Here is a 23,235-nt window from a genome sequence, read left to right as displayed (position 1 = left end):
TTAAGAAATTAGCTAAGTAATAATGAAAAAAGCAATTCCAACAGAACCTGGAATTGCCTTATTTCCTATTTTGTATAATCAAACAAACAACGAGCATGATCTTGCACTACTTCAACAAAAGCCTCTACCTGTCTCAATTCAAAAGAGGATTCGTATCCAATTAGCCAAGTATCTCGTGTAAGTCCAAATTCCTTTTCATCATTTGTCAGAGGTATTTTATGAATGCCGTCGTGGTCATTTAATGTAATGGAAGGTAATATAGCATAGCCGATACCATTTAAAGCCATCTGCTTACAAATTTCAATTTGATCCACTAAAATTTGTTTCCTAGGATTGGAAGCAAAATGTTGCTGCCACCATTGTTGAATTTCTTGATAGTAATTGGAATCACTTTTATATTGAATAAATGGACGGTCTGTCTTTAACACATCTTCAATCGTTTTGACCTCTTTGTCTACTAAATAAAGAGTATCTCTGAAAAGGTGTATCTTTTCTCCCTTCCAGTCAACCTGGCCTCGTACGATACCGACATGTGCCTCACCATCATAAAGTGCTTTCACAATTTCAGAACTCCAGCCAGTCATCAGTGATATTTTAGCCTCAGGATATTTTGACACGAATTCCTTCAAGATTTTAGGTAGCCAGTTTTGACCAACAATGGATGCACAGGCAATTTTCAATGTCCCATTTACCTTTGTAGTTAAGGATTGAATCGTTTCAAAGATTTCTTCTTTTTTAGTGAGCATTTCCTTCGCATAGGCAATAACCTGTTCGCCAGCAGGTGTTGCTGTTAACCCTTTTTGTGAGCGAATAAATAACTGTGCCCCCCAGTCCTTTTCAATCGTTTGTAAACGTTGAGAAAGTGCGGGTTGGGATAAAAATAGACGTTCTGCTGCTTTCCGCATATTGCGTTCTTCAGCTAAAATTTTTAAAATTTCTGCCTCTGTTGCCATCAATCTGTAAACCTCCAATACAAGCAAAGAGGGCCTCATGATTTTCATCTGAGTTCCCTCTTAAGCTACTACTCTTTTTGATAAATATATTTTTTCAATTGCTTCAAAATAACACGTCTTGTTAATATCCCTGCAAATGTACCATCTTCGTCCACTACACATAAAAAGGCGTGGTTAATGACTAAATCCAAAGCACGCTGGAAAGTATCCGACAACTTTAATACAGCGATCTCTTTCTCCATTATAGAGTCAACTTTAATATCAGGTAGCTTTTCATATTCAATATGCTCAAGTCCAAGAATCGATTCGGTTATCATTTTCATGCTAAGTAAACCTTGAAGTCGATATTTCAAATCTAATACAGGTATGGACGAGTACCCTGTACGTGTTAGTACAAGGAGTGCATGTTCAGCACTATTTCCACTTTGTACATGCGCAACTTTTTCAGAGGAAATGATAAAATCACTAATTGGCATTGCTAATAAGTCTTTGCTGTTAGTTGAAATCATGAACTTCTTCTCCTTTTCTGTCCTCGCTATGTAGAACAGTCCTTCTCTTTCATCATATCACAACTTTTCTATGTATGACCATGACTAGGGCGAGAAGAGTTTTTCACGGAACAACGAATTATTACGGCTTATACGACAAAAACTAGGTACATCTTCATTCAGCCATGTATTTGACTGAATGAAGATGAGCCATAGCTAATAGCCTGCCTTACTCCAGTAATAGAAAATCATGATTCCTAAAAAAATTAAAAAAATCGCATATACCCAAACAATTGGGTTCAACATCGTTGCATATTCTTCGACTGTTTCTGAAATCGGTGTATCATTTTCAGATTTCCGTTCAGATGTCATTTTTGCAATTTTTAACGTGGAAACAAAAGAAATAGCAGAAATGATTACAATGGCAATAATAGCTGGTATTAGCCACATACCCATAGGCAAAACTCCTTTCTTTACCCTTAGTATGCGTCAACCTAGCTCTCCGTTATGCAAACATTTTTAGAATGGATATTGGTTGAGCCATTGCCCACCATCCAATGTTACACATTCTCCATTCATATAACTTGCTTTGTTGGACATCATAAACGTAGCTAAATCAGCTATTTCTTCTGGTGTTCCAATGCGACCTAATGGAACTGAATCTAATGTACGAGCCGCTGCTGCCTCTGATTCCCAAAGCTTATCTGCCCCACCAGTTCGTTCAATTGGGCCAGGCGCAATCGCATTAACGCGAATGCCATACTGTTTTCCCCACTCAACAGCTAACGTTCTCGTCAGTGATAATACGCCAGCTTTTGCCGCTGCTGAATGGATGACACCAGCTCCTGCATTCCAAGCATAAGTGGCTACCATATTTAAAATAGACCCTTTAATATTTTGTTCAATCCAATACTTACCAACTACTGAAGAACAGAAGAATGTGCCATTTAATACAATATCCACTACTGCCTTCCAGCCATTCGGTGATAAATCCTCTGCACGTACAATAAAGTTACCAGCAGCATTATTCACAAGCCCATCAACCTGACCAAATTTTTTTACAGCAAATGCGAGCATAGCCTCAGCATGTTCTGGTACGCGTACATCCATTTGAAATGTCTCGATAGAGGGACCAGCCTCTGCAATAATTTTTTTTGCCTCTGCTAATCGTTCCTCGTTGCGCCCTGTTATCACAACATTAGCTCCTTCAGTCACGAATTGCTTTGCCATATAAAGTCCCATGCCGCTTGATCCACCCGTAATAATAATTGTCTTCCCTTGCAACATTCCATTTCCCCCTTTATTAAAAATGAATGATGATTCATTAAAATTTTACTATATTTTCTCGAATATGTCATATTAATTCTACAAATCTCTAGCATATTTTCTGTTTTTCTGAAAAACACAAAAGAGCCATTCATTAGTCTGAATAGCTCTCTATTATGATTAAAACTCATACGTATAGGCGATTTTATATAGCTCCACTAATTCTTCTTTTGTTGGTATTTTTGGATTATTGCCAGGGCTACCGCTTGCAATAGCATCCTCTGCCATTTTAGGGATGGCATTATAATAAGCTTGTTCCTCTATACCCCATTGTTTGAAATTCCCTATCTTCATATGCTTACACATTTCCTTAATGGAAGTAATAGCTAGATGAGCAAGCTCTTCTTGCGATAAAGATTCGTTTGTTTTATTAAAAAACTGCCCTAAGTCTGCTAGTCGATCTATACAAGCTTCTTTTGAATATTCCAAAACTGCTGGTAAAAGCATCGCATTGGAGATACCATGTGGCACATGGAAGAGTGCACCGATTGGACGTGACATTCCATGAACTAATGCAACAGAAGCATTTGAAAAAGACAGCCCTGCTTGCATGGAGCCTAATGACATCGCTTCCCTTGCATCCACATCATCACCTTGTTCATAGACCTTTACAATATTATTGACGATTAATTCCATAGCAGATAATGCAAGTACATTGGAATACGGATGAGCTAAACATGACAAATAGCTTTCAATGGCATGGCTTAATGCATCAATACCTGTTGCCGCTGTAATCGCAGGTGGTGAAGTAATCGTTAGGATAGGATCGACTATCGCAACCGTTGGCATAAAGGCTGGCTGCTTAATCATCATTTTTACATCACTCTTTGTATTGGTAATAACTGTTGCATCTGTTGCTTCAGAGCCTGTTCCGGCTGTCGTTGGTATGGCGATATGTGGAATTGGCGCTTGCTCTGCTACCTTTGCCATTTTCATATAATCCCCTATGTAGCCACCGTTTGTAGCCACTACTGCAATTGCCTTTGCCGTATCAATACAGCTTCCACCACCAACCGATAGGATGACATCGCAACTCTCTTTCTGCAATAACTCTAAACCCTCTGCTACGTACGTATCATCTGGCTCAGTTACCACCCCTAAATATAAAACCGCTTCCATCCCTTGCGTCTTTAACAGCGTATGACATTGCTTAACAAAGCCTAAGCTGTCCATAATTGGGTCGCTAACGATCAATGCCTTGGAGCCAAATTTTTTTGCATAATCACCCACTTCTTCAAATGAATCACGCCCATACACAATGGTCCCTGGTGAATGAACAGTATAGATTGTTTTTGTTTGAATCATGTTTCATCCTCCTCAACTATTGAGCTGTATAACCACCATCTAAAATAATGGCCTGACCTGTTAATCCCTTTGCTAAATCACTTGCTAAATATAAAGCAAGCCCTGTAATTTCAGAGACATCAAGTAAACGTTTTTGTGGTACAAGTGGATACAGCACCTGTTCAAGCACTTCCTCTACTTGAATACCTCTTGTTTTAGCTAAATCTATAAACTGATTACGTACTAATTCCGTATCTACATATCCTGGACAAATAGCATTTACAGTGATTCCATCTTTCGCTACCTCAAGTGCAGCTACTTTCGTTAACCCAATAACACCATGCTTTGCTGCATTGTAACCAGCCTTACCAGCAAATCCAATGACGCCGTTAATGGATGCCATATTGATTATGCGACCAAATTGTTTTTGCTTCATATGTGGTAATGCATATTTCATTGCTACAAATGGAGCAACGACTATTACTTTTTGCATAGTTTCAAAAATCTCTGTCTTGAATTCCTCAATAAGAGAGACATGTTGAAATCCTGCATTATTAATTAAAATATCTAATGTTGAAAATTTATTAATCGTAAAATCAATAGCCTCTCGTATGGCTTGTTCTTCTGTCACATCACATGTATAAGCAGTTAATGAAGGGTTTTGTGCAACGGCCTCCTCTAAAAGCTGTTCATTTTTATCCGTAATAACAACATTTGCCCCTTGCTCAACAAATGTTTGCGCCATGGAAAGACCAATACCACGAGCTGCCCCTGTAATGAAAACTGTTTTTCCTTGCATACAACATCCCTCCTACATTCCTAATGAGAATAATATGATTGCGATTATTGTTCCTATGATTGGAATCATAACGGTTAAGGCTCCAAAAGGCATATAGGCGTCCTTATGCTTTTCATTGCATTTTTAGAAAAAGAGCTGTAAGTCTCTACAGCTCTTTGTTTCTATTAGTCGTTATTACTTGGGAATGCAAATGTTGATGCCGTGGATGCATTACCTGTCATCCAACGCTCTGAAATTGTCTTCGTTATTGTAAAGAATCGTGCCTGATCTGGACCAAACATATGCCCTTCACCAAAACGAGAGCCTTTAAACCCTGCAAAATTATGGTACCCAACTGGAATTGGAATTGGTACATTGACACCGACCATGCCAACGTCTATTTCAGTCGTAAATTTACGAGCTGCTAACCCATTATTCGTAAAGATAGTAACACCATTCCCTAGTTCATGTTTATTAATGAGTGTGATAGCTTCCTCCAGTGAATCTACACGTACAACGTTACGAGCAGGGCCAAATACTTCTTGCTCATAAATTTCCATACCTGGCTTCACGTAATCTAATAATGTAGGTCCTACATAGAATCCTTTAGAATCTTTGACAATATCAAGTTCACGACCGTCACAAATGACCGACGCACCTTCAGACTCTCCTCTATCAATTGCAGCAAGTATCGCTTCTTTTGATTGTTGCGAAATAACAGGGCCAAAATCTGAATCAGGGTTTGTGTATGGACCTACCTTCAGGTTAGCGATCTTGTTCTTAAGAATCTCCACTAGACGATCTGCTGTCTCTTTCCCAACAGGCATGATCGTAGAAATGGCCATACAACGCTGTGAGGCTGCTCCGTACGCTGCCCCAATAAAGGCATTTGCTACCTGTTCAAGATCTGCATCTGGCATCACGACCATATTATTTTTGCCACCACCAAGTGCCGTTACACGTTTACCATACTTTGAACCAGTCTCATAAATATACTGTGCCACTGGAGTTGACCCTACAAATGAGATCGCTTGCACAGTTGGGTTTTCTAACAGTTCATTGACCGCATCTTTATCACCATTAATCACTGTCCAAATACCGTCTGGCAATCCAGCTTTTTTCCATAGCTCACTAACATATAAAGCAGTCATGGGTACACGCTCTGATGCCTTCAACACAACAGCATTTCCTACAGCGACAGCCATACTTGTTTGTGCTAAAGGCACCATAATTGGGAAGTTAAATGGTGATATAGCCGCCACTACCCCTAATGGGTATTTTGCAGAATAGGCATTTATTTGCCCTCCAACATTAACAGAGTATTCCCCTTTCATTAAGTGTGGTGCGCCTATAGCTAAGTCAACCGATTCAAGTCCTCGAGTAATTTCTCCTTTGGCATCTTCAATCGTTTTTCCGCTTTCAGTACAAATAATTTGTAATAGCTCCTCCATATTTTCAGTTATAAGGTTACGGAACTTTAAAACTATTTCTGCTCGCTTAGCCACTGACGTATCACGCCATTTTGGAAATGCCGCTTGTGCCTTGTTAATTGCCTCTCGTGTTTCCTCTACTGTTGCAAGTGGTACCTTTGCAATGACATCACCTGTTGTTGGATTAAATACTGAACCGAAACGCCCGCTTTTCCCTTCCACTAATTGTCCACTAATAAAATGCGTTAATGTTTTAACCTCTTGTGCTGTTGTCATATTCTTTTCCTCCTCTTAAAAATGTTCTATTTTACATTGATCCTTTAAGCTTAAATAAGCTGCAGACATATCATTTTCTCCATAGCCTTGCTGAGCAATTTCACTATAAAGATCCACCAATTTTTCACCTATTCGTAGGGATACGCCAGCTTCTTCAGCCATTGCCTTCGCTAACTTCAAATCTTTTAATAATAGATTAGTAGAAAAGCCTGGCTCATAATTGTCATTTTTCATATATTCCACATAATTACGTTCATAAATACGGCTTTGACCATAACTATTACTTAATACTTCAAACAGCGTATCAGCATGAATGCCCATTTTTTCGCCAAGCACGATCGTTTCAGCAACGGCCTCTGTGTAAAACCCAATCATTAAATTATTTAGTAATTTAATACGTGTACCTACACTTGATGATATGCCCAGATGATAAACGTTTTTCCCAACTATTCCGAATATTTTTGCAGCACTTTCATAATCTCCCTTGTCACCACCGACCATTATGGTTAATGTAGCATTTACAGCCCCAATAACCCCTCCGCTTACAGGTGCTCCCAAATATCGTAACCCCAACGTTTTTGCCTCTTTATGTAACGAATCATTCAATTCGGGATTGACAGTACTAAAGTCAATGAGCAAGCTTCCCTTCTTAGCATAATGTAATATCCCCTGCTCTGATTGATATACAAATTTTACAACCTGAGGAGTCGGCAAGCTGGTCATAATAACATCACATTGTTGTGCAACAGCATTTGCTGTTTCCACCCCAATGCCACCGGCTTTTATAAATTGTTCCATTGCCTTTGCATTTGTATCGAAGCCATACACCACATAACCTGCGTTTAATAAATTTGTGGACATCGGTAACCCCATATTGCCTAAACCGATAAAACCTAATTTCTCCTTCATTTAGATCTCCCCCAATCCTTGAAAATTCAATACTAAAGCTGGATGATGCACTAGCCAACTTCCGTTTTTTGTCGTAACATTAATAACGAGATACTTTTAATGACCTCGGTCAGTGACCGAGGTCAATTAAATCATAATCAAAAGAAATCCATCTCGTCAATTAAAAATTTTATATTTTCAGAATATTTTACATAGAAAATATTTCACAATATTTAATAGTGGAGGTCGCAAGCAACGATGGAATCACTCACAAGCAGACAAAAAAAAGCGTTGGAAACACGTGGAAAATTACTAAAAACGTCTTTAGATTTATTTAACAAATATGGATTTGAACATGTATCTGTTGAACAAATTACGAAAGCCTGTAATGTTTCAAAAGGAACATTTTACACACACTTCCCATCTAAATATGATGTTATTTTAGAAAAATTTAAAGAGCTAGATAGTTTTTATAGTACGGTAGAAAAAAATATTGATTGTACATTACCTGCAAGTGAAAAAATTTTATTAGTGTATCAAGAACAAATGAAGTATTTAACAAATGTTGTTGGCAAAGATTTATTGCGTACAGTATATACGGCTGCAATGACAAATCAAGTGGAACAAGATCACTATTTAATTAATCCGCAACGTAAGATCTTTCAAATTATGAATACATATATCGAGGAAGGTATTCGACAAGGGGAATTCGGACAAAATATATCTGCGACTAACATACAAGCAATTATTCAACGTTGTATGCGTGCCAATGTTTATGATTGGTTAATACACAGTGATAACTTTGATTTAGCTACTGAGATGGATCAATTTACAGCGATTGTCTTGAACGGCCTTAAACACGAAATGTAAAAAAGAGTAGTACTTTCATCCACTTCGTGATGAAAGTACTACTCCTTAACTAGCTAACAAAATATTGTTGTACAATTGTTTCAACTGGTAATGGCTTATTATATAAGTATCCCTGTCCTTTTTGACAACGATGGCGTTTAAGAAAATCGACTTGTGTTGGCTCTTCAATTCCTTCAGCAATGACCTCTAATCCTAAATTATGAGACATCGAGATAATCGCTTTAATGATGGCTTCATTTTTGTCATCTTTTGCGATATCCGCAATAAATGACTGATCGATTTTAATGATATCAATTGGATAACGCTTGAGATAGCTTAAAGAGGAATAGCCTGTCCCAAAATCATCTACCGACACATACACCCCTAATTGCTTCAATTCTGTAAGGATTGAAAATGTTTCATGAACGTTTGTCATAGAGCTTTCCGTAATTTCCACCTCTAATAATTCAGGAGGAACATCATATCTCTTCAATGCCGCTTTAATTTTTCGAGCAAAATTTTCTTTTCTAAACTGCTTTGGTGATATATTAACAGCTATGCGTACAGGACGATATCCCTTCGATTGCCATTCTCTTTGGTAACGACAAACCTCATCAATAATCCAATCACCTATCTCAATAATTAAGCCAGAAGCCTCTGCAATCGGAATAAACTGTGCAGGTGATACAAAACCAAATTTACGATTATTCCATCGAAGTAATGCTTCAAAGCTATCGATGCTATTGTTTGCTAAATCCATTTGTGGTTGGAGATGAAGACTAAGCTCATTAAATTCAATAGCACGGCGCAAATGGGCCTCCATCAATGCTTCATTTGGAAAAATGGCCGTCATATCCTCTCGATAGTAACGGTAATGTGATCGACCATGCTCTTTAACAGAAAATAAAGCCTTATCTGCTTTTCGTACAAGTGTCTCTAAATCTTTACCATCTGCTGGACTTAGCGAAATACCAATCGATACGCTAATAAAATATTCCTGCCCATCTATCATAAAAGGCTGTTTTAAACTATCTAAGATTGCATTAGCAATTCGCTCAATTTTTTGTATGGTTGCATCTTTTAAGACAAAAATAAACTCATCACTGTTATAACGATACAGTGAGCATTTTGAGTAGCAAAGCTCGCGAAGTCTATGACTAAACATGCGCATAAGCTCGTCTCCTCTGCTCTCACCAAGGGATTCATTAAATTTTTTAAAGCGATCAATATCCACCAAAATAAGAGCTGCTTGCTTATTTTCCTGCTTTTTGTCATTTAAATGATGCAGCCAGTGTTCTTTAAAGGCCTTTCGATTCCAAATACCTGTTAATTCATCCATTAGCGCTAGGTAATAAAATGCCTCATGATCATTCATAAATGAGTTTGCTTCTTTTACAAATAAGTGTACACCTATAACCTCACCATTATAATAGGCTGGATGCGTTCTTAAATAAAAGGGCTCATTACTTAGCAATTGACCCTTCAATAAACATTTAGGCATACCAAATGCTGAACCTTCAATTGTTTTGGCAAATAATAATTTAAATTCGTTGATATATTTACTTTCTAATAATGAAAAAATATCGAGGCCTATTAGGCTGTGTTGATCTCTTGATAATGCTGCAGTAGCAGCTACGTTTTGATGAATAATTCGACCTTGTATATCGGTTGTTAACACAGGACTCACATGTTGTTCCACGAATTGTAAATATGGTTTTTCTTCAAATTGTGTTTCGCGAAGAATAATGGCTACCATTGATTTAGAAAAGTGCTGTACATGAATCGCAAATGTTTTTACTTGAAGACCAGTACCTAATTTCAGGACATGCTGTTCATTGAATTCTTGGTTTAGAAGTTCCGACAATTGTAGCCAACATTGCTTAGTAAAAAAATTCTCAGCGTTCTTGGCTGTTATATCCTGCAGCTCAATAAATGATGATAGCTTGTCATTAAATTCTATGACCTCAAACGCTTTCGTATCAACTTTTCTCAAACATACGACTGCATCAAATGGATTCAGTTGTATGAGTTGTTGATAATCTGCAAATGGCGCTACACTCTCTCTATATTTTTTCATTCTATCCCTCACTAAGTAGCGTGTTTGCTCTATTCTTCGTCTAGCGTAGGCTTTAATGCATCCTTTAAGAAAATTTCCTGGCTATTCAATGGATCTTCACTACGGTCAAATTCTTTGTAATGATATTTACCATTAGAGTCTTGAATACGTGCTTTGGCAGTATCCATTAATTGTGCATTCATTATGTCAATAATACGAGTTTTTGCTTCACTTGCATATACAGGGAATAAAATTTCTACACGTTTAATCATATTGCGAGTCATCATATCAGCTGAAGATAAATAGACTTTATTTTCCCCATTATGATGGAACCAGTAGATTCGAGAATGTTCAAGGAAACGGCCTACAATACTTGTTACTGTAATGTTTTCACTAATACCAGGAATACCTGGTCTAATACAACAAATACCACGAATAATAAGCTCCACTTTTACACCTGCAATTGATGCCTCATAAAGCTTCATCATTAAATCTTTGTCTGTCAGTGAATTCATTTTTGCACGAATAAAACCATTACCATATTTTTTATGACAAGCAATTTCCTCATCCATTAAACGAATAAATTCATCTCGAATATCAAAAGGTGCTACGACTAAATGATTAAAGGTAGGCTTTTCTGTATAGCCGCTTAAGTAGTTAAAGAAGTTTGTCGCATCAATGCCAAACTCTTTATCTGTAGTTATTATGCCCATATCTGTATAGATTTTTGCAGTAGCATCATTATAATTTCCTGTACCAAGATGCACAAAACGTTCGATTTTGCCATTACGACGACTAACGACGAGTGTTATTTTAGAGTGTGTTTTTAAATTGTTCATGCCGTAAATCACAAGACAACCCGCTTGTTCTAATTGTTTTGCCCAGTGCACATTATTTTCTTCATCAAATCGGGCCTTTAGTTCAACTAATACCGTTACTTGTTTCCCATTTTCAGCAGCAAGCTTTAGCGCTTGAATAATTGGCGAATTGCCACTTACTCGATATAATGTTTGTTTTATCGCTAATACATTCGGGTTAACCGCTGCCTCTGAAATAAAATCAACGATAGGTGCAAACGACTCATATGGATGATGGAAAAATATATCTTGTTGTAACGCTTTTTCAAAAATATTTTCATCTGACTGTAAATCTAAAGGTGGCTGAGGGATAAAGCTTTCATATTCTAGATGCTCACGACCTACAGAAATGCCTTTGACAAAAGAGAACATAAATGTTAAATCTAAAGGACCATCAATATGGAATACATCTGTTTCTTCAATTTCGAATTCATCTAGTAAGTATTGCAGCACTTCCTCGTTCATTTCGCCAACTCGAACTTCTAAACGGCTACCTACTCCCCATTTTCGTTTTTTCAACTCTTTTTCGATTTCAACTAGAAGATCCCGAGCGCCCTCTTCATGGATTGTTAAATCTGCATTTCTTGTTAAACGGAATGCTTGAGCTGATTTTACACTATAGCCATAAAATAACTTTTCAATATGCGCTACAATCACATCCTCCAATAGAACAACAACTGTTTTCCCTTCTTCTGATGGTACTTTTATATAACGATCTAATACAGATGGAACTTGTACGATTGCTACTTTCTCACGACTTTCGAGATCTGTCTCATCCTGCTCTATCAGTACTAATAAATTCAAGGTTTTACCAAGCAATGTTGGGAAAGGACGATACGCATCTACTGCGACAGGTGTTAAAACCGGGAAGATAGTTTCAGCAAACATTTCATTGATAAACGCTTTTTGTGCACTATTTAAATCTTTCATATCTGCAATATGTACATTATGTTGTGGTAGTAAATCATAGATTAAATGGCGATATACTTCAGTTTGTCGGCGAACTAATGCTTGTGTACGTTCTGCAATTTTAGCCAACTGCTCCTTTGGTGTTAATCCAGATTTATTTTCAGGCTTATGAAAACCAGCACGTACTTGGTCTTGTAGCCCTGCGACACGCACCATAAAAAACTCATCTAAATTCGAGCTAAATATCGCTAAAAATTTTAATCGCTCTAGCAGAGGATTATTCATATCCTCTGCTTCCTCTAAAACACGCTCATTAAAGGCAAGCCAGCTTAATTCACGATTATTATAGTATTGATGCTTTGCAATTTCCTCCAACAATCGACTATGATTTTCTGATAAACCTTCCTCATGTAGCTCGTTTTTCGTTACTTCAGTTGTCATCCATTGTTCCACCCTTCTTCAATAAAATTGATCTTCATAGGGATTTTTAATGCTCGTTCTAAATGCTTCCTATGTCGATTGACTTGATACTTTTCAGCAGCGGCATTCTTTTTTACATAAATATCGAGTTGTACATGGTCCTCTTCAGTGTGCATCTCAATAGCATGTACAACATTGCGTTTTGAAACATTTAACGCGTAGACAAATTTTAATAACGCTCCAAAATCTCGTATTTTGCGATATTCCTCACGACCCATCCATGTTGAAAACGGAGCAGCAAATCGGTCAAAATAATCTTTATTTTTATAGGAGGCAAGAAGTGCTAGTTTTACTCTTTCTAAATGATTTAAACCATCAATAGATTGATTCGCAATTAAATAAAAGGTATGTTGGCTTGCAGAGCTTAATTCAATATACTCCCCTATATTAAAAACCTTCGCAGCCTTTGCTAATAAATTCAAATCTTCTGGATTATATTGTAAATAACCTAAATGACAACATTCACGATACAATTGGTCCGCTAGATGCATCAAATAATCAACTTCCATTTCAGTTCGACCATACTGACGTGCTAATCTTCTCGCATTTCCTTCAAAGACGTTGTATTTATTAAAGGCATGTGTATCTGTTTGCAAAATCTGTTGAATAATAAGTCCCTCACGCAAACCTCTCTTTGTCAGTTGGAAAGATTCACTTCCAACCGCCTCCATTAACACTCTAAATACCTCTAATGCAGGCACTATGATATCTGCACGATCAGACGAAAGCCCATCCAGTTGCTTCAATTCTTGAAAACTTAATTGACCTAAAAACAAGCTTAAATCATCCAAATATCCCTTTGTCATTTCGTAGCCATGGACACTGGCAATAGGATAATCATGCTTTTGTTGATGAATTTGGGCAATATTTCGTGCACTACCACCAATTGCAACAATAGGTAACCCAACATTTTGTATCCAGGGCAGTGTTTGGAACTGCTCTTTAATAAAAGCAATGAGCTCCGCTTTTTCACTACTATTCATAATGTCGCCCTTCACAAAACGTTGCTTTAAAGAAACTGTCCCGAATGGAAAACTGTGTGATTGCTGAATTTCTTTATTTTCAAACAGCGTAATTTCGGTACTACCCCCACCAATATCAATCGTCACGGCCGATTTCGTCCCCATAGAATAGGCAACAGCAACATAGCCAAAATAAGCTTCTTCCTCTTCTGATAAAAGCACTATTTGGATACCAGTCCGTTCTTTCATTTCCTCAATAATTTGATCTCGATTAGTAGCCTGGCGGATGGCAGCTGTCGCAGCTGCTTTTACATCTGTTACTTCAAAATCCTCAAGCATTGCTTTAAATGTTAATAAAGTTTCTGATAACACTTGAATACCTTCTTCAGACATCACGCCAGAAGGCTGTATATATGTACGCAAACGTGCTACCGTTTTAATATTTCCAAGCTCACGAAGACCCTCTTCATTATCATATTGATATAACACTAATCGAATGGTATTCGAACCGATATCAATAATGGCTGTTTTTAGTTCATTCAAATAATCACATCCTTACAAGCATCTTCAATTTATTTTGTTCATAATATGTGGACCTATACAAAAAAGTCGGTACCTCTTATGGCATCCGACTTTTCTTTCATATATTTATACTTTCAGGATACCCGTTATTAAAATTGTGAAGTATCATGTAAGCCATAACCATTTTACAGAATAAGTTGGTCAACACGTAAAATGAGCTCTGCAATTTCTGGCTTACTAATTTGATCCTCTGCTCCTACTTGATCGCCTTTATGACGAAGATCATCCGTAATTAGACTAGAGAAAATAATAACAGGAAGCTTCTGAAGATCAGGATGCTCTTTGATTTTTCGTGTCAAATGATGTCCATCCATTTGCGGCATTTCAATATCAGTTACCACCAATTGAATATGCTCAGCAATATCACTACCACTCTTCGCAATTCCTTCTAAGTATTCATAAGCATCGCGGCCATTTTCAAAGAATTCAACATTGTCATAACCAGCTTCACTCATCGTGTCGAATAATAACTTGCGTAATAATGGTGAATCTTCTGCAATTAAAATACGTTTTCCAGTGCGCTCACGTTTGCCAAGCTTTTTAACAGACTCCACACTAATTCCTGATTCAGGATTAATATCCACCATGATTCTTTCAAAATCTAGTAATAGAATCATTTGTTCATTTTGCTTTATAACACCAATTACTTGTGATGTCCCACCTTGATACATATCAGAAGGCTTTTCAATTTGATTCCAGGAAATACGATGGATTTGTGTCACATTATCTACATGGAAAACGACACGTTGTTTATTAAATTCAGCAACAATATATTTTTGTTGTGGATTACGTTCCGCTCCTTGAATTCCTAATACTCGCAGCATATCAACAACCGGTAATACTTCACCTCGTAATTGAATGATTCCTTCTACATGCGGGTGCGCGTGTGGGATAAATGTTACTGGTATCGGTTGAATAATTTCTTTTACTTTAATAACATTAATGCCGAATTTATTGTTGGCTACTTCAAATTCAACGATCTCTAGCTCATTCGTGCCACTTTCTAATAATATGCCTTTATGTTCCAATGCAACCCCGCTCCTTTCTCTATATCTATTTATAATTCAATTGTATCATAGGCAATACATTTCTCCTACTTGCTATTTCCATTTTTATCATTAACTTTTAGATGTACCAATAGGCCGATTACTGTCATAACAATCAAAGTGGATAAGGCGACACGACTAGCTAGCGTACCATAATCCTTCATCCACAATGTAACCGTTCCGTATACAGCTGGTCCGATAATAGATGATACTTTACCTGAAAAAGCAAACAGGCCAAAAAATTGCCCGCGTTTCTCGTTTGGTGATAATTCAATTATATAAGTCCTAGATGTCACCCACATAGACCCGAGAGATATACCAAAAAGACTACCAGCAAGCCAGAACATCCATTGAGCTGTTGCAAAAACTGCAAACACTAAAGCGACAATCATAATAAGTGCTACAATCGTAATGGCACGTTTAGCTCCTATGGATTTCGTAATATAGCCAAATGCAAGAGATCCAATAATTGTTGATACGGTAGAGACCAAGTAAAGAACGATAAATTGTCCTGAACTAAAGCCGACAATTGCTGTAGCATAAACAGCCATCATGGCAATCGTTGTAGCAATGGCGTCATTTAAAAAGAAATAAGCAATCATAAAAGTAAAGATCGCTTTATATTGTTTCATGTCCTTAAATGTTTGAATGATTTCTTTATAACCATCTAAAAATTTTAAAGACTTCCTCTGTGATTTTGGGATTGGTGTATCTTTATTAATTAAAAATAATGGCAATGAAAATAATAAGTACAAGATAGCAGTTGGAATAAATGCTCGATGAAAATCACTGTTACCAACATACAAATAGACAAGTAATCCAAAAAGTGTACCAAGATACCCAATTGCAACGCCATAACCTGAGATTAACGGCATCTCTTCTTTTGTCCCTAAATCTCCCATCATGGAATCGTAGAATACTAGACTTGAGTTAAAGAAAAATTTTGCAATCACAAAACTTGCGACTACCAAAAACAAACTAAGCGGCACTCCTGCGTAATTGCTTGTCGTCTGTAGATTTGCAAATATCCCCATCATAAACGTAAAAAGAATGGAAATGGATGCAAACCATACAATAAACCTCTTTTTATAGCCTGTGTTATCAATCCATACACCAAAAAGAGGTGAAAAAATAACTAGCAATAAGCTTGCAAGGGCATTAGCGTAGGATATAAAAGTGCTCGCTACCTGTTGCATGACTTCATTCGTGCCTAAAACTTCATCCAGGTAAAACGGGAAAAAAATAGTATTTATATTAGAAGAAAAAATTGTATTCGCAAAATCATAAAATGCCCATGAAAGTATTGGCAGTGATAAATAAATTGCTAACTGACTTCGATGTTGTACGTCTATTGCTGTACCTTTCTTCATAAAACCCTCCCTCCATTCTCTATAATAATCAATTAATTTCTCTCTGTAATAAAAAATACCTTTTTTTAAAGAAAATTAATATTATTTACAATATATCAGTAATTCAACTGAAACATAACTACTAAATGGCCAATCAATTCTCCCACGGTGTAATTCCTACTGACGCTTCGCTTTCGGTACAAATAACTTTTGCTGAATCAAGATAAATGGGGGTCCTCACCAATCACTCCCCCAAGAAAGTGAAAAAGATATTCAAGCCCCCTCGCCTGAATATCTTTTTTATCATTCTTCGGTAATCGTTACCCAATCAGAAGACCATTGTTCAATTGCTTTTAGCACAGGTGCGATAGCATATCCTTTTTCTGTAAGCTCATACTCAATAATGACTGGTGTAGAAGGAATAACTGTACGTAACACGATTTGCTCAGTCTCTAATTCCTTTAATCGTTCTGTTAACACACGACTACTAATACTCAACTGATTTTTAATGGTTGAATAGCGTTGTGGACCATCTAGCAACTGATAAATAAGCAAGGTATTCCAACGATGATTCAATATCATAAGTGCCTTTTCAAATCGTGGACAAATATTTTTTTGATCCAATTTACTAGTCTCCTTTGTTATTAGTTCTTATTTAAGAGTATATCACTTTTTTTGAAAAATCAGTTCTTAAAATACATTAAGTTACTTGACAAAAGTTATTTTTAAAAATAAACTAAGTTACGAAATGTAAGTTAAAGAAAAGGAGTTACTTAATTATGCAAAATATTGGTTCAACTATTTTACGTGTCGTTCTCGGCATTATTTTTACAGTACATGGTTTTCAAAAATTCCAAGGCGGAATCAGCTACACTGCTGACTTCTTTGATAGTCTAGGTATACCAGGGTTTATGGCGTATATCGTTGCGATTATTGAATTAGTTGGCGGAATTGCTCTTATTTTAGGATTAGCGACAAGAATTTTTGGTGCTTTACTGACAATTACAATGATTGTTGCTATCTTTACAGCAAAGCTTAGCATTGGCTTTATCGGAGCTGATGGATTGGCTGGTTATGAGTTAGATTTAGCATTAGGAGCTATAGCTCTATACTTTGCTCTCGCGGGGGCATCTAGCTTCTCCTTAGATTCTCAACTTTTTGGTAAAGAATAAATCAAAAAACCTGAAGTCTCCTCAGAAATGAAGATGCTTCAGGTTTCATTCTATTGCTATCTATTTATAATACTTTAGAAGAGCCTGCGTACCATTATCACCGTAGCCTTCCTCGATCAGTTTTTCATACATTTCATAGGCTAATGCTAGCCCAGGTAAAGTGATACCCATTTTATTTGATTCATCTAAAGCTATTTTCATATCCTTTACAAAATGTTTGATATAAAAGCCTGGTGCGACATCTTCTTTGATCATACGAGGTGCTAAATTACTTAAAGACCAAGATCCAGCTGCACCCGACGATATAGATTGTAATACCGTTGGTAAATCCAATCCTGCCTTTAGACCATAGGCGAGCGATTCGCACACCCCAATCATACCTGAGGCAATGACAATTTGATTGCACATCTTTGTATGCTGCCCAGCACCTGCTTCACCTTGATAAACAATATTCTCCCCAAAATGCTTCAAAATCGGCAATGTCTTATCATATGTATCTTGATCGCCACCAATCATAATAGACAACGTGCCATTTTGTGCACCGATATCACCACCTGAAACAGGTGCGTCTAAAGCCTCCACACCGATTGATTGTGCATGCTCATAAATTTTCTTTGCCAAGGATGGCTCTGAAGTTGTCATATCAATGACAATGTTGCCTTGTTCGGCTGTTTGAAAAAGTCCATTTTGCCCCAAATATACCTCTTCAACATCGGAAGGATAACCAACCATTGTAAAGGCAATTTCATGATTTCTAAATGCCTCTGCTGGCGAGCTTGCCCAAGATGCTCCCAATGTCACAAGTGCTTCTGCCTTTTCTTTCGTACGAGTATACACGGTTACATCATGACCATTTTTCAATAGATGTTTCACTATACTAGCTCCCATCACGCCAGTTCCAATAAATGCAATACGTTTTTTTGTCATATGTACATGCCCCTTTGTTATTAAATGTATGCCTTCTAATTAACTCTTTACCTTTTCAGTTTAGGGGAATGAATAAAATAATTCAAATTCTTCCCACAACTTGTACTAAATTTTTTATGTATGGCATATATACGGAATAAGCAAAAAAAGAGAGCTAGTGATTGGGGGATCACTGCTCTAAAGGGGGAAATGAGAATGTTGCTGTGTTCTTAGTAAGTTATTCCCCAATGAAATGCATTTTAAACATATATTTTAAAATGTTTTTTACTCTGAATACTGGAACAATCGTTTAGTTTTCTCGGTCTTTTTCTTCTTCAAATGCCATCTGTCTATAATAAGTATTCATTAACTGATCTAATCTGCGACTCAGTTGAATGGTTTTTGCATTTTGTAACCCGTTTTCTAAACCTGAGCGAATCATCATCTCACGAGTTTGTTCCATTTGTTTCAAGAGTAGATTGACCATTCATACAACCCTCCACACACAAATAATCATACCATTATTATACATTTATATTTCATTACTTACAGCATTAACTTACGACAATGTTCGACAAATTAACTTCTTGGAATTTCAGTATAAGTATATATAATCCTCCCATTTTGCTTGGCCTCACCCCTATAATGTTTAAATAAAGGATGCTTTACTAGTATTTCACGAAATTCATAAAATTCTTCCTTTTGAATTTCGATGCTTTCTATTTCCCCGTTTTGTAATTGTTTAAGCATATTTTCGTATTTTTCCATTTGTTTTATTCCTTTCTTTTTAAACTTTTGTGTAATAAATTATGAATTATTTAAAAAAAGCTTTACGTTTACCAATTTTTCATGCAAACTGTATATTATTAGTCGATGAAGGAGCTGACTGTCTGTGAAAATAGCTGAAGTTGGAAATATTATCGAATTTAAAAATGGTCTCCAAGGTATTGTTGAAAAGGTAAATGAAAATTCGGTAATCGTTAATTTAACATATATGGAGAATTTTGATTCCCTTGAAATTGAAGAGAAAACGGTCGTCAATCATAAACGTTATAAAATTTTATATACTAATGAAGCTTAATAGTCTGAATAGTCCCTTTTTATCTTAATAGATGATAAGGGCCTTTTTTTTTGATAAAATTAAAGTATGGAGGTCGAATATGCTAACAAATTCGAAACAAACAATACTTTTTCTCCTTTCTTTATTATTCGTTTATGGCATGCTTGCTTTTACCTTTGCTAACCAAGCAGTATTTTGGTACATGTATGCATTTACTTTACTAGTATGTATTGCCATTGCCATCTTAGCTGGCTCAATTGAAGATCAACTACCCACATGGCAATTTTTACTCTTTGGTATTGGATACGGTACCATCACATATGGTGTTATTCGCTTCGGTTACTGGCTCGCTCCATATATTAATAATAATTTAGTACAATCCGTTCAAAAATTTTTAACAAACTATGGACCACAAAATATTTGGCACTATGTTTTACTCGTTTTCATCGTTGCCATTGGTGAGGAACTATTTTGGCGTGGTTATATCCAACAGCAGTTAAAACGCTTTATGCGTCCAACGTTGGCTGTCATAGTTACCGCTGTATTATGTGCTATTTCAATTGCCCTAAGTGGTTTTATTCTTGGTGTAATTGCTGCACTTGTTACAAGTATTATTTGGGGCTTCATATATGAGTGGAAAAAAAGTATGCCACTTGTTATTGTAGCTCATGTCGTTTTTGTACTATTATTATTTTTAGTGTTGCCTTTAACATCATAACATTATTATTTGGAAACATTTTAGCTTCATTAACGTTTAATTTAGAAAAGGAGGGTTTTTTATGCAAAAAAAATTATTTTCTATTCTTGCATTATTACTAACAGCCGTATTAGTTGTAGGTTGTAATACCTCTGATAAAACAGGGGATTCAGATGCTCAACAAAATGAGCCATCAAATACTGGTGCTGATCAAAAACCATCTGGAGATGAAACAGCAGGTGAATCACAAGAGGAAGAAGATACTCCTGCATCAAATGATACAAATACAGAGGACGCTTCTAAACAGCCACAACAAGATGTGAAATACGTACAAAAAGGTGAAGATAAAACCGAAAAGGCAACTGAATCTGAAAGTGTTGATCAAAGCTACAAACTACAACAGCTTCCAGGATTTACACTGACACAAGAAGAGCCAGGTAGAGACATGTTAGTGTCTAATAATGATGATGAAGTGTTTATGCGTATTGAAACAATTGAATCTTCACAATCGAGCTTTGATGAAGTAAAAACAACCATGCAAGATTATATGAATGCTGTGGGTGAAACAGTAGCTTTAACTACTGATGAATTAGCTGCAATCAAGGATGCTCAAAATATTGAGGGTTATGTTGTAGACTTTGACACAGAGAAAGTAATTGGGGTTGTTTTTGAAAAAGATGGACTCATTACAAAATTAACAATTCACGATAATGATGAACAAGATTTAACAGATGCTATGCTTAACATGGCAGCAACTATCTCTAAAAAATAGTAAAACCAAAAGGACTGTAGACATTATCATGTCTATAGTCCTTTTATTTACAGCATAAAAAAGTCGTCTCAAATCAATGAGACAACTTTTTTAATAAGATAAATCCTTGATAGAAAGACCTATTTTCTTTAATAACGTAATAGCTTGTTCTTTTTCTTCTGGTGATAGTACACTCATTAATTCATGCAAATGCTGCTCGTGTTTTGGGAATAATTCTCCCATAAATGCTTCACCTTCCTCAGTGATTTCTGCATATGTAACACGACGATCCGCAGGACAAGACACACGTAATAAATAGCCTCTCTTTTCAAGCTTATCAATGACATACGTAATAGACCCACTAGCTAGCAAAATTTTATTGCCAATCTGCTGTAATGGCTGTCTCCCCTTATGATAGAGAAGCTCTAGAACAGCAAATTCAGTTGGGTTTAAACCATTATGCTGAAATACTTGATGTGTTGTCTCATTGATTGCTTTCAATGCACGTGATAATACAATATATAATTTTAAAGATTGTTTTAGATCTTCTGACGTCATATTCTTTTCCTCTCACTTCGCTCTTTATACATGACATTATAGCGATATTAGAAAAGCATTGTCAAAAGCATTATATGATTTAGAGGGTTTTGTTGTAAATCATGCAACCATTTTTACTCTATTTATGTTACTAAATAAGCAGAATCTTTTGTGGATACTTCCATTGTATCCATTTGATTAAATGTGTAAATTGGAAACTGCAGATGGAAGCATGTCCCCTTCTGTAATTCACTATTAACACCTATTACACCATCATGCTCTTCGATAACCTTTTTCACGAAAGCAAGGCCCAGTCCTGTCCCTGTTGATTTGGTCGTGTAAAAAGGTTGGAATAGGTTTTGAAGTGTCGTGCTGTCCATGCCAACACCTTCATCTTTAATCATAAGTTCAACAATCGCACAATCATTTGTCGCTATTTCAACGGTAATCGTACCACCATTATTCATGGATTCCATTGCATTTTTAATCAAATTCATAAATACTTGCTTTAATCGATTTTCGTTCCCACCAATATATATTTGATTAGAGCTAGAAATGTACTGAATCATAATACTTTTCATAAGTGCGTCTGGTAGCATAAACTCAATGACTTGCTTTACAATATTATGCAGCTCTAATAATTCCATTTTCATAGTCGTTGGCTTGGACAATACTAATAGCTCGGATAAAATTTGTTCCATCCGTTGTAGCTCACTGTCAATAACAGAAAGATACATGCGTGATTCATCATCAGCATTTATCTTTAATAATTCAGTAAATCCTTTTAAAGAAGTTAAAGGATTGCGAATTTCATGCGCGATACTTGCAGCCATCTGTCCAACAATGTTTAAAGCTTGCTGATGCTCGACTTTATGCTGAAGTTGCTTTTTCTCTGTTTCATCATTAATAACAGTGACAATAATATTATTGTATTCATCAAAGATACTAGAAATTTCATAATAACAAGTTCTGCTTACTTGTGTTTCATCCACTACATGAACACTTGCATGCTTTTCACCCATTAACTTAGAAAGGTATGATGTAATTTGTCCATCTTTCATTGTAAATGAATCAAATATATGTTGATGTGCTTTATGAAGCAGCTGCGAATTTTCGACTTTTAGAAACATTTCTGCATACTTATTAAGCCCAAGAATAATACCGCTAGCATCACTTACAATAACAGCGTAAGGTAAGTAATCATATGCATTAGAATGAGATTTCTCATGCGCTTGACTAACGTATAATTTATGGGCAACATCATCATTTAGTACTGAAACTTGCGCAACAATTTCTTCTGTATTCGGGTCGTAAAAACATTTAAAAGATAACATTTCGTAGTCATTTCCAGCTGTACGAATATTGAAAATTTCCTCTGAACGTAATTCATTTTGTAATTGTTTAACAAAATTAGTCCATTTAAAATTAGATGGCTCGTCCATAGCTAAATAGCCAATATACGTTAAATTAAGATTAAAAAGTTTGATAGCAGCCTCATTGACGTTCAAAATTTTCCCTGCTTTATTGAGTATAAGTGTTGGTGACGAAGTACTTTTCATAAGATTTCCAAAACATTGATTAATATCATTTTGCTTCAAC

Annotated in this window: 24 protein-coding genes; 5 read left to right on the top strand and 19 right to left on the bottom strand. The window is 36.3% G+C overall.

Annotated elements, in window-relative coordinates:
• Positions 1-65 precede the first annotated feature (65 nt).
• The 8 genes from GJU32_RS11585 to GJU32_RS11550 form a co-directional block, all read right to left on the bottom strand.
• Positions 66-953: a LysR family transcriptional regulator gene (locus GJU32_RS11585; protein ID WP_155592182.1), complete on the bottom strand. Its 888-nt coding sequence runs from the start codon at positions 951-953 to the stop codon at positions 66-68.
• A 68-nt stretch (positions 954-1,021) separates the two neighbouring features.
• Complete coding sequence (cbpB, locus tag GJU32_RS11580; protein ID WP_008174114.1) at positions 1,022-1,462, bottom strand: cyclic-di-AMP-binding protein CbpB; 441 nt, start codon at positions 1,460-1,462, stop codon at positions 1,022-1,024.
• A 195-nt stretch (positions 1,463-1,657) separates the two neighbouring features.
• Positions 1,658-1,897, bottom strand: coding sequence for a short-chain dehydrogenase (locus GJU32_RS11575; RefSeq protein WP_155592104.1), 240 nt, complete (start codon positions 1,895-1,897; stop codon positions 1,658-1,660).
• 63 nt (positions 1,898-1,960) lie between these two features.
• The gene (gene fadH / locus GJU32_RS11570) at positions 1,961-2,728 is read right to left on the bottom strand and encodes a 2,4-dienoyl-CoA reductase (protein ID WP_155592103.1); all 768 of its coding nucleotides are present in this window, start codon (positions 2,726-2,728) and stop codon (positions 1,961-1,963) included.
• 159 nt (positions 2,729-2,887) lie between these two features.
• Positions 2,888-4,072 (bottom strand): iron-containing alcohol dehydrogenase, encoded by a 1,185-nt coding sequence (locus GJU32_RS11565; protein WP_155592102.1) that lies wholly within the window; start codon positions 4,070-4,072, stop codon positions 2,888-2,890.
• Between the two features lie 16 nt (positions 4,073-4,088).
• Positions 4,089-4,850 carry a 3-hydroxybutyrate dehydrogenase gene (locus GJU32_RS11560; RefSeq protein WP_155592101.1) on the bottom strand — a complete coding sequence of 254 codons (762 nt, stop codon included), beginning with the start codon at positions 4,848-4,850 and terminating at the stop codon, positions 4,089-4,091.
• Positions 4,851-5,014: 164 nt separating this feature from the next.
• Positions 5,015-6,535, bottom strand: coding sequence for a CoA-acylating methylmalonate-semialdehyde dehydrogenase (locus GJU32_RS11555; RefSeq protein WP_155592100.1), 1,521 nt, complete (start codon positions 6,533-6,535; stop codon positions 5,015-5,017).
• 15 nt (positions 6,536-6,550) lie between these two features.
• The gene (locus GJU32_RS11550; RefSeq protein ID WP_155592099.1) at positions 6,551-7,444 is read right to left on the bottom strand and encodes an NAD(P)-dependent oxidoreductase; all 894 of its coding nucleotides are present in this window, start codon (positions 7,442-7,444) and stop codon (positions 6,551-6,553) included.
• A gap of 237 nt (positions 7,445-7,681) precedes the next feature.
• Between GJU32_RS11550 and GJU32_RS11545 the strand changes: the two genes are divergently transcribed.
• On the top strand, positions 7,682-8,293 hold the full coding sequence (locus tag GJU32_RS11545) for a TetR/AcrR family transcriptional regulator (RefSeq protein ID WP_155592098.1): 612 nt from the start codon (positions 7,682-7,684) through the stop codon (positions 8,291-8,293).
• A 49-nt stretch (positions 8,294-8,342) separates the two neighbouring features.
• On the opposite strand, the gene GJU32_RS11540 is transcribed toward GJU32_RS11545, so the two are convergent.
• From GJU32_RS11540 to GJU32_RS11515, 6 genes are all read right to left on the bottom strand, one after another.
• Complete coding sequence (locus tag GJU32_RS11540) at positions 8,343-10,349, bottom strand: putative bifunctional diguanylate cyclase/phosphodiesterase (RefSeq protein WP_155592097.1); 2,007 nt, start codon at positions 10,347-10,349, stop codon at positions 8,343-8,345.
• 29 nt (positions 10,350-10,378) lie between these two features.
• On the bottom strand, positions 10,379-12,535 hold the full coding sequence (locus GJU32_RS11535) for an RNA degradosome polyphosphate kinase (RefSeq protein WP_155592096.1): 2,157 nt from the start codon (positions 12,533-12,535) through the stop codon (positions 10,379-10,381).
• Complete coding sequence (locus GJU32_RS11530; RefSeq protein ID WP_155592095.1) at positions 12,532-14,079, bottom strand: Ppx/GppA family phosphatase; 1,548 nt, start codon at positions 14,077-14,079, stop codon at positions 12,532-12,534. Before GJU32_RS11530 ends, GJU32_RS11535 begins: the two co-directional genes overlap by 4 nt.
• Before the next feature lie 164 nt (positions 14,080-14,243).
• Positions 14,244-15,146, bottom strand: coding sequence for a chemotaxis protein (locus GJU32_RS11525; RefSeq protein WP_155592094.1), 903 nt, complete (start codon positions 15,144-15,146; stop codon positions 14,244-14,246).
• A 65-nt stretch (positions 15,147-15,211) separates the two neighbouring features.
• Positions 15,212-16,534: an MFS transporter gene (locus tag GJU32_RS11520; RefSeq protein WP_155592093.1), complete on the bottom strand. Its 1,323-nt coding sequence runs from the start codon at positions 16,532-16,534 to the stop codon at positions 15,212-15,214.
• Positions 16,535-16,816: 282 nt separating this feature from the next.
• On the bottom strand, positions 16,817-17,137 hold the full coding sequence (locus tag GJU32_RS11515; protein WP_155592092.1) for a winged helix-turn-helix transcriptional regulator: 321 nt from the start codon (positions 17,135-17,137) through the stop codon (positions 16,817-16,819).
• A 155-nt stretch (positions 17,138-17,292) separates the two neighbouring features.
• Here GJU32_RS11515 and GJU32_RS11510 point away from each other — a divergent pair, with 155 nt between their 5' ends.
• The gene (locus tag GJU32_RS11510) at positions 17,293-17,685 is read left to right on the top strand and encodes a DoxX family protein (RefSeq protein ID WP_155592091.1); all 393 of its coding nucleotides are present in this window, start codon (positions 17,293-17,295) and stop codon (positions 17,683-17,685) included.
• Between the two features lie 60 nt (positions 17,686-17,745).
• Here GJU32_RS11510 and GJU32_RS11505 read toward each other — a convergent pair whose 3' ends face one another.
• The 3 genes from GJU32_RS11505 to GJU32_RS11495 all read right to left on the bottom strand — a co-directional run bounded on the left by GJU32_RS11505 (position 17,746) and on the right by GJU32_RS11495 (position 19,359).
• Positions 17,746-18,612 carry an NAD(P)-dependent oxidoreductase gene (locus tag GJU32_RS11505; RefSeq protein WP_155592090.1) on the bottom strand — a complete coding sequence of 289 codons (867 nt, stop codon included), beginning with the start codon at positions 18,610-18,612 and terminating at the stop codon, positions 17,746-17,748.
• Between the two features lie 289 nt (positions 18,613-18,901).
• Positions 18,902-19,078 (bottom strand): aspartyl-phosphate phosphatase Spo0E family protein, encoded by a 177-nt coding sequence (locus GJU32_RS11500; protein ID WP_155592089.1) that lies wholly within the window; start codon positions 19,076-19,078, stop codon positions 18,902-18,904.
• A 92-nt stretch (positions 19,079-19,170) separates the two neighbouring features.
• On the bottom strand, positions 19,171-19,359 hold the full coding sequence (locus tag GJU32_RS11495; RefSeq protein WP_155592088.1) for a hypothetical protein: 189 nt from the start codon (positions 19,357-19,359) through the stop codon (positions 19,171-19,173).
• Positions 19,360-19,483: 124 nt separating this feature from the next.
• On the opposite strand from GJU32_RS11495, the gene GJU32_RS11490 reads away from it, so the two are divergent.
• From GJU32_RS11490 to GJU32_RS11480, 3 genes are all read left to right on the top strand, one after another.
• Complete coding sequence (locus tag GJU32_RS11490) at positions 19,484-19,672, top strand: YkvS family protein (protein WP_004224583.1); 189 nt, start codon at positions 19,484-19,486, stop codon at positions 19,670-19,672.
• Between the two features lie 79 nt (positions 19,673-19,751).
• The gene (locus tag GJU32_RS11485) at positions 19,752-20,369 is read left to right on the top strand and encodes a CPBP family intramembrane glutamic endopeptidase (protein WP_155592087.1); all 618 of its coding nucleotides are present in this window, start codon (positions 19,752-19,754) and stop codon (positions 20,367-20,369) included.
• A 61-nt stretch (positions 20,370-20,430) separates the two neighbouring features.
• Positions 20,431-21,120, top strand: coding sequence for a hypothetical protein (locus tag GJU32_RS11480; RefSeq protein WP_155592086.1), 690 nt, complete (start codon positions 20,431-20,433; stop codon positions 21,118-21,120).
• A 90-nt stretch (positions 21,121-21,210) separates the two neighbouring features.
• On the opposite strand, the gene GJU32_RS11475 is transcribed toward GJU32_RS11480, so the two are convergent.
• Both GJU32_RS11475 and GJU32_RS11470 read right to left on the bottom strand, forming a co-directional pair.
• Entirely contained in the window at positions 21,211-21,657 is a 447-nt protein-coding gene (locus GJU32_RS11475) for a MarR family winged helix-turn-helix transcriptional regulator (protein ID WP_155592085.1), read from the bottom strand.
• A 122-nt stretch (positions 21,658-21,779) separates the two neighbouring features.
• The gene (locus GJU32_RS11470) at positions 21,780-23,195 is read right to left on the bottom strand and encodes a PAS domain-containing sensor histidine kinase (protein WP_230875023.1); all 1,416 of its coding nucleotides are present in this window, start codon (positions 23,193-23,195) and stop codon (positions 21,780-21,782) included.
• Positions 23,196-23,235 lie beyond the last annotated feature (40 nt).

The sequence above is a fragment of the Lysinibacillus cavernae genome (assembly GCF_009724685.1).
GTDB lineage: Bacteria > Bacillota > Bacilli > Bacillales_A > Planococcaceae > Lysinibacillus > Lysinibacillus cavernae.
The sequence above is the reverse complement of the archived record's forward strand: the minus strand, read 5'-3'. Positions and strand labels throughout refer to the sequence as shown.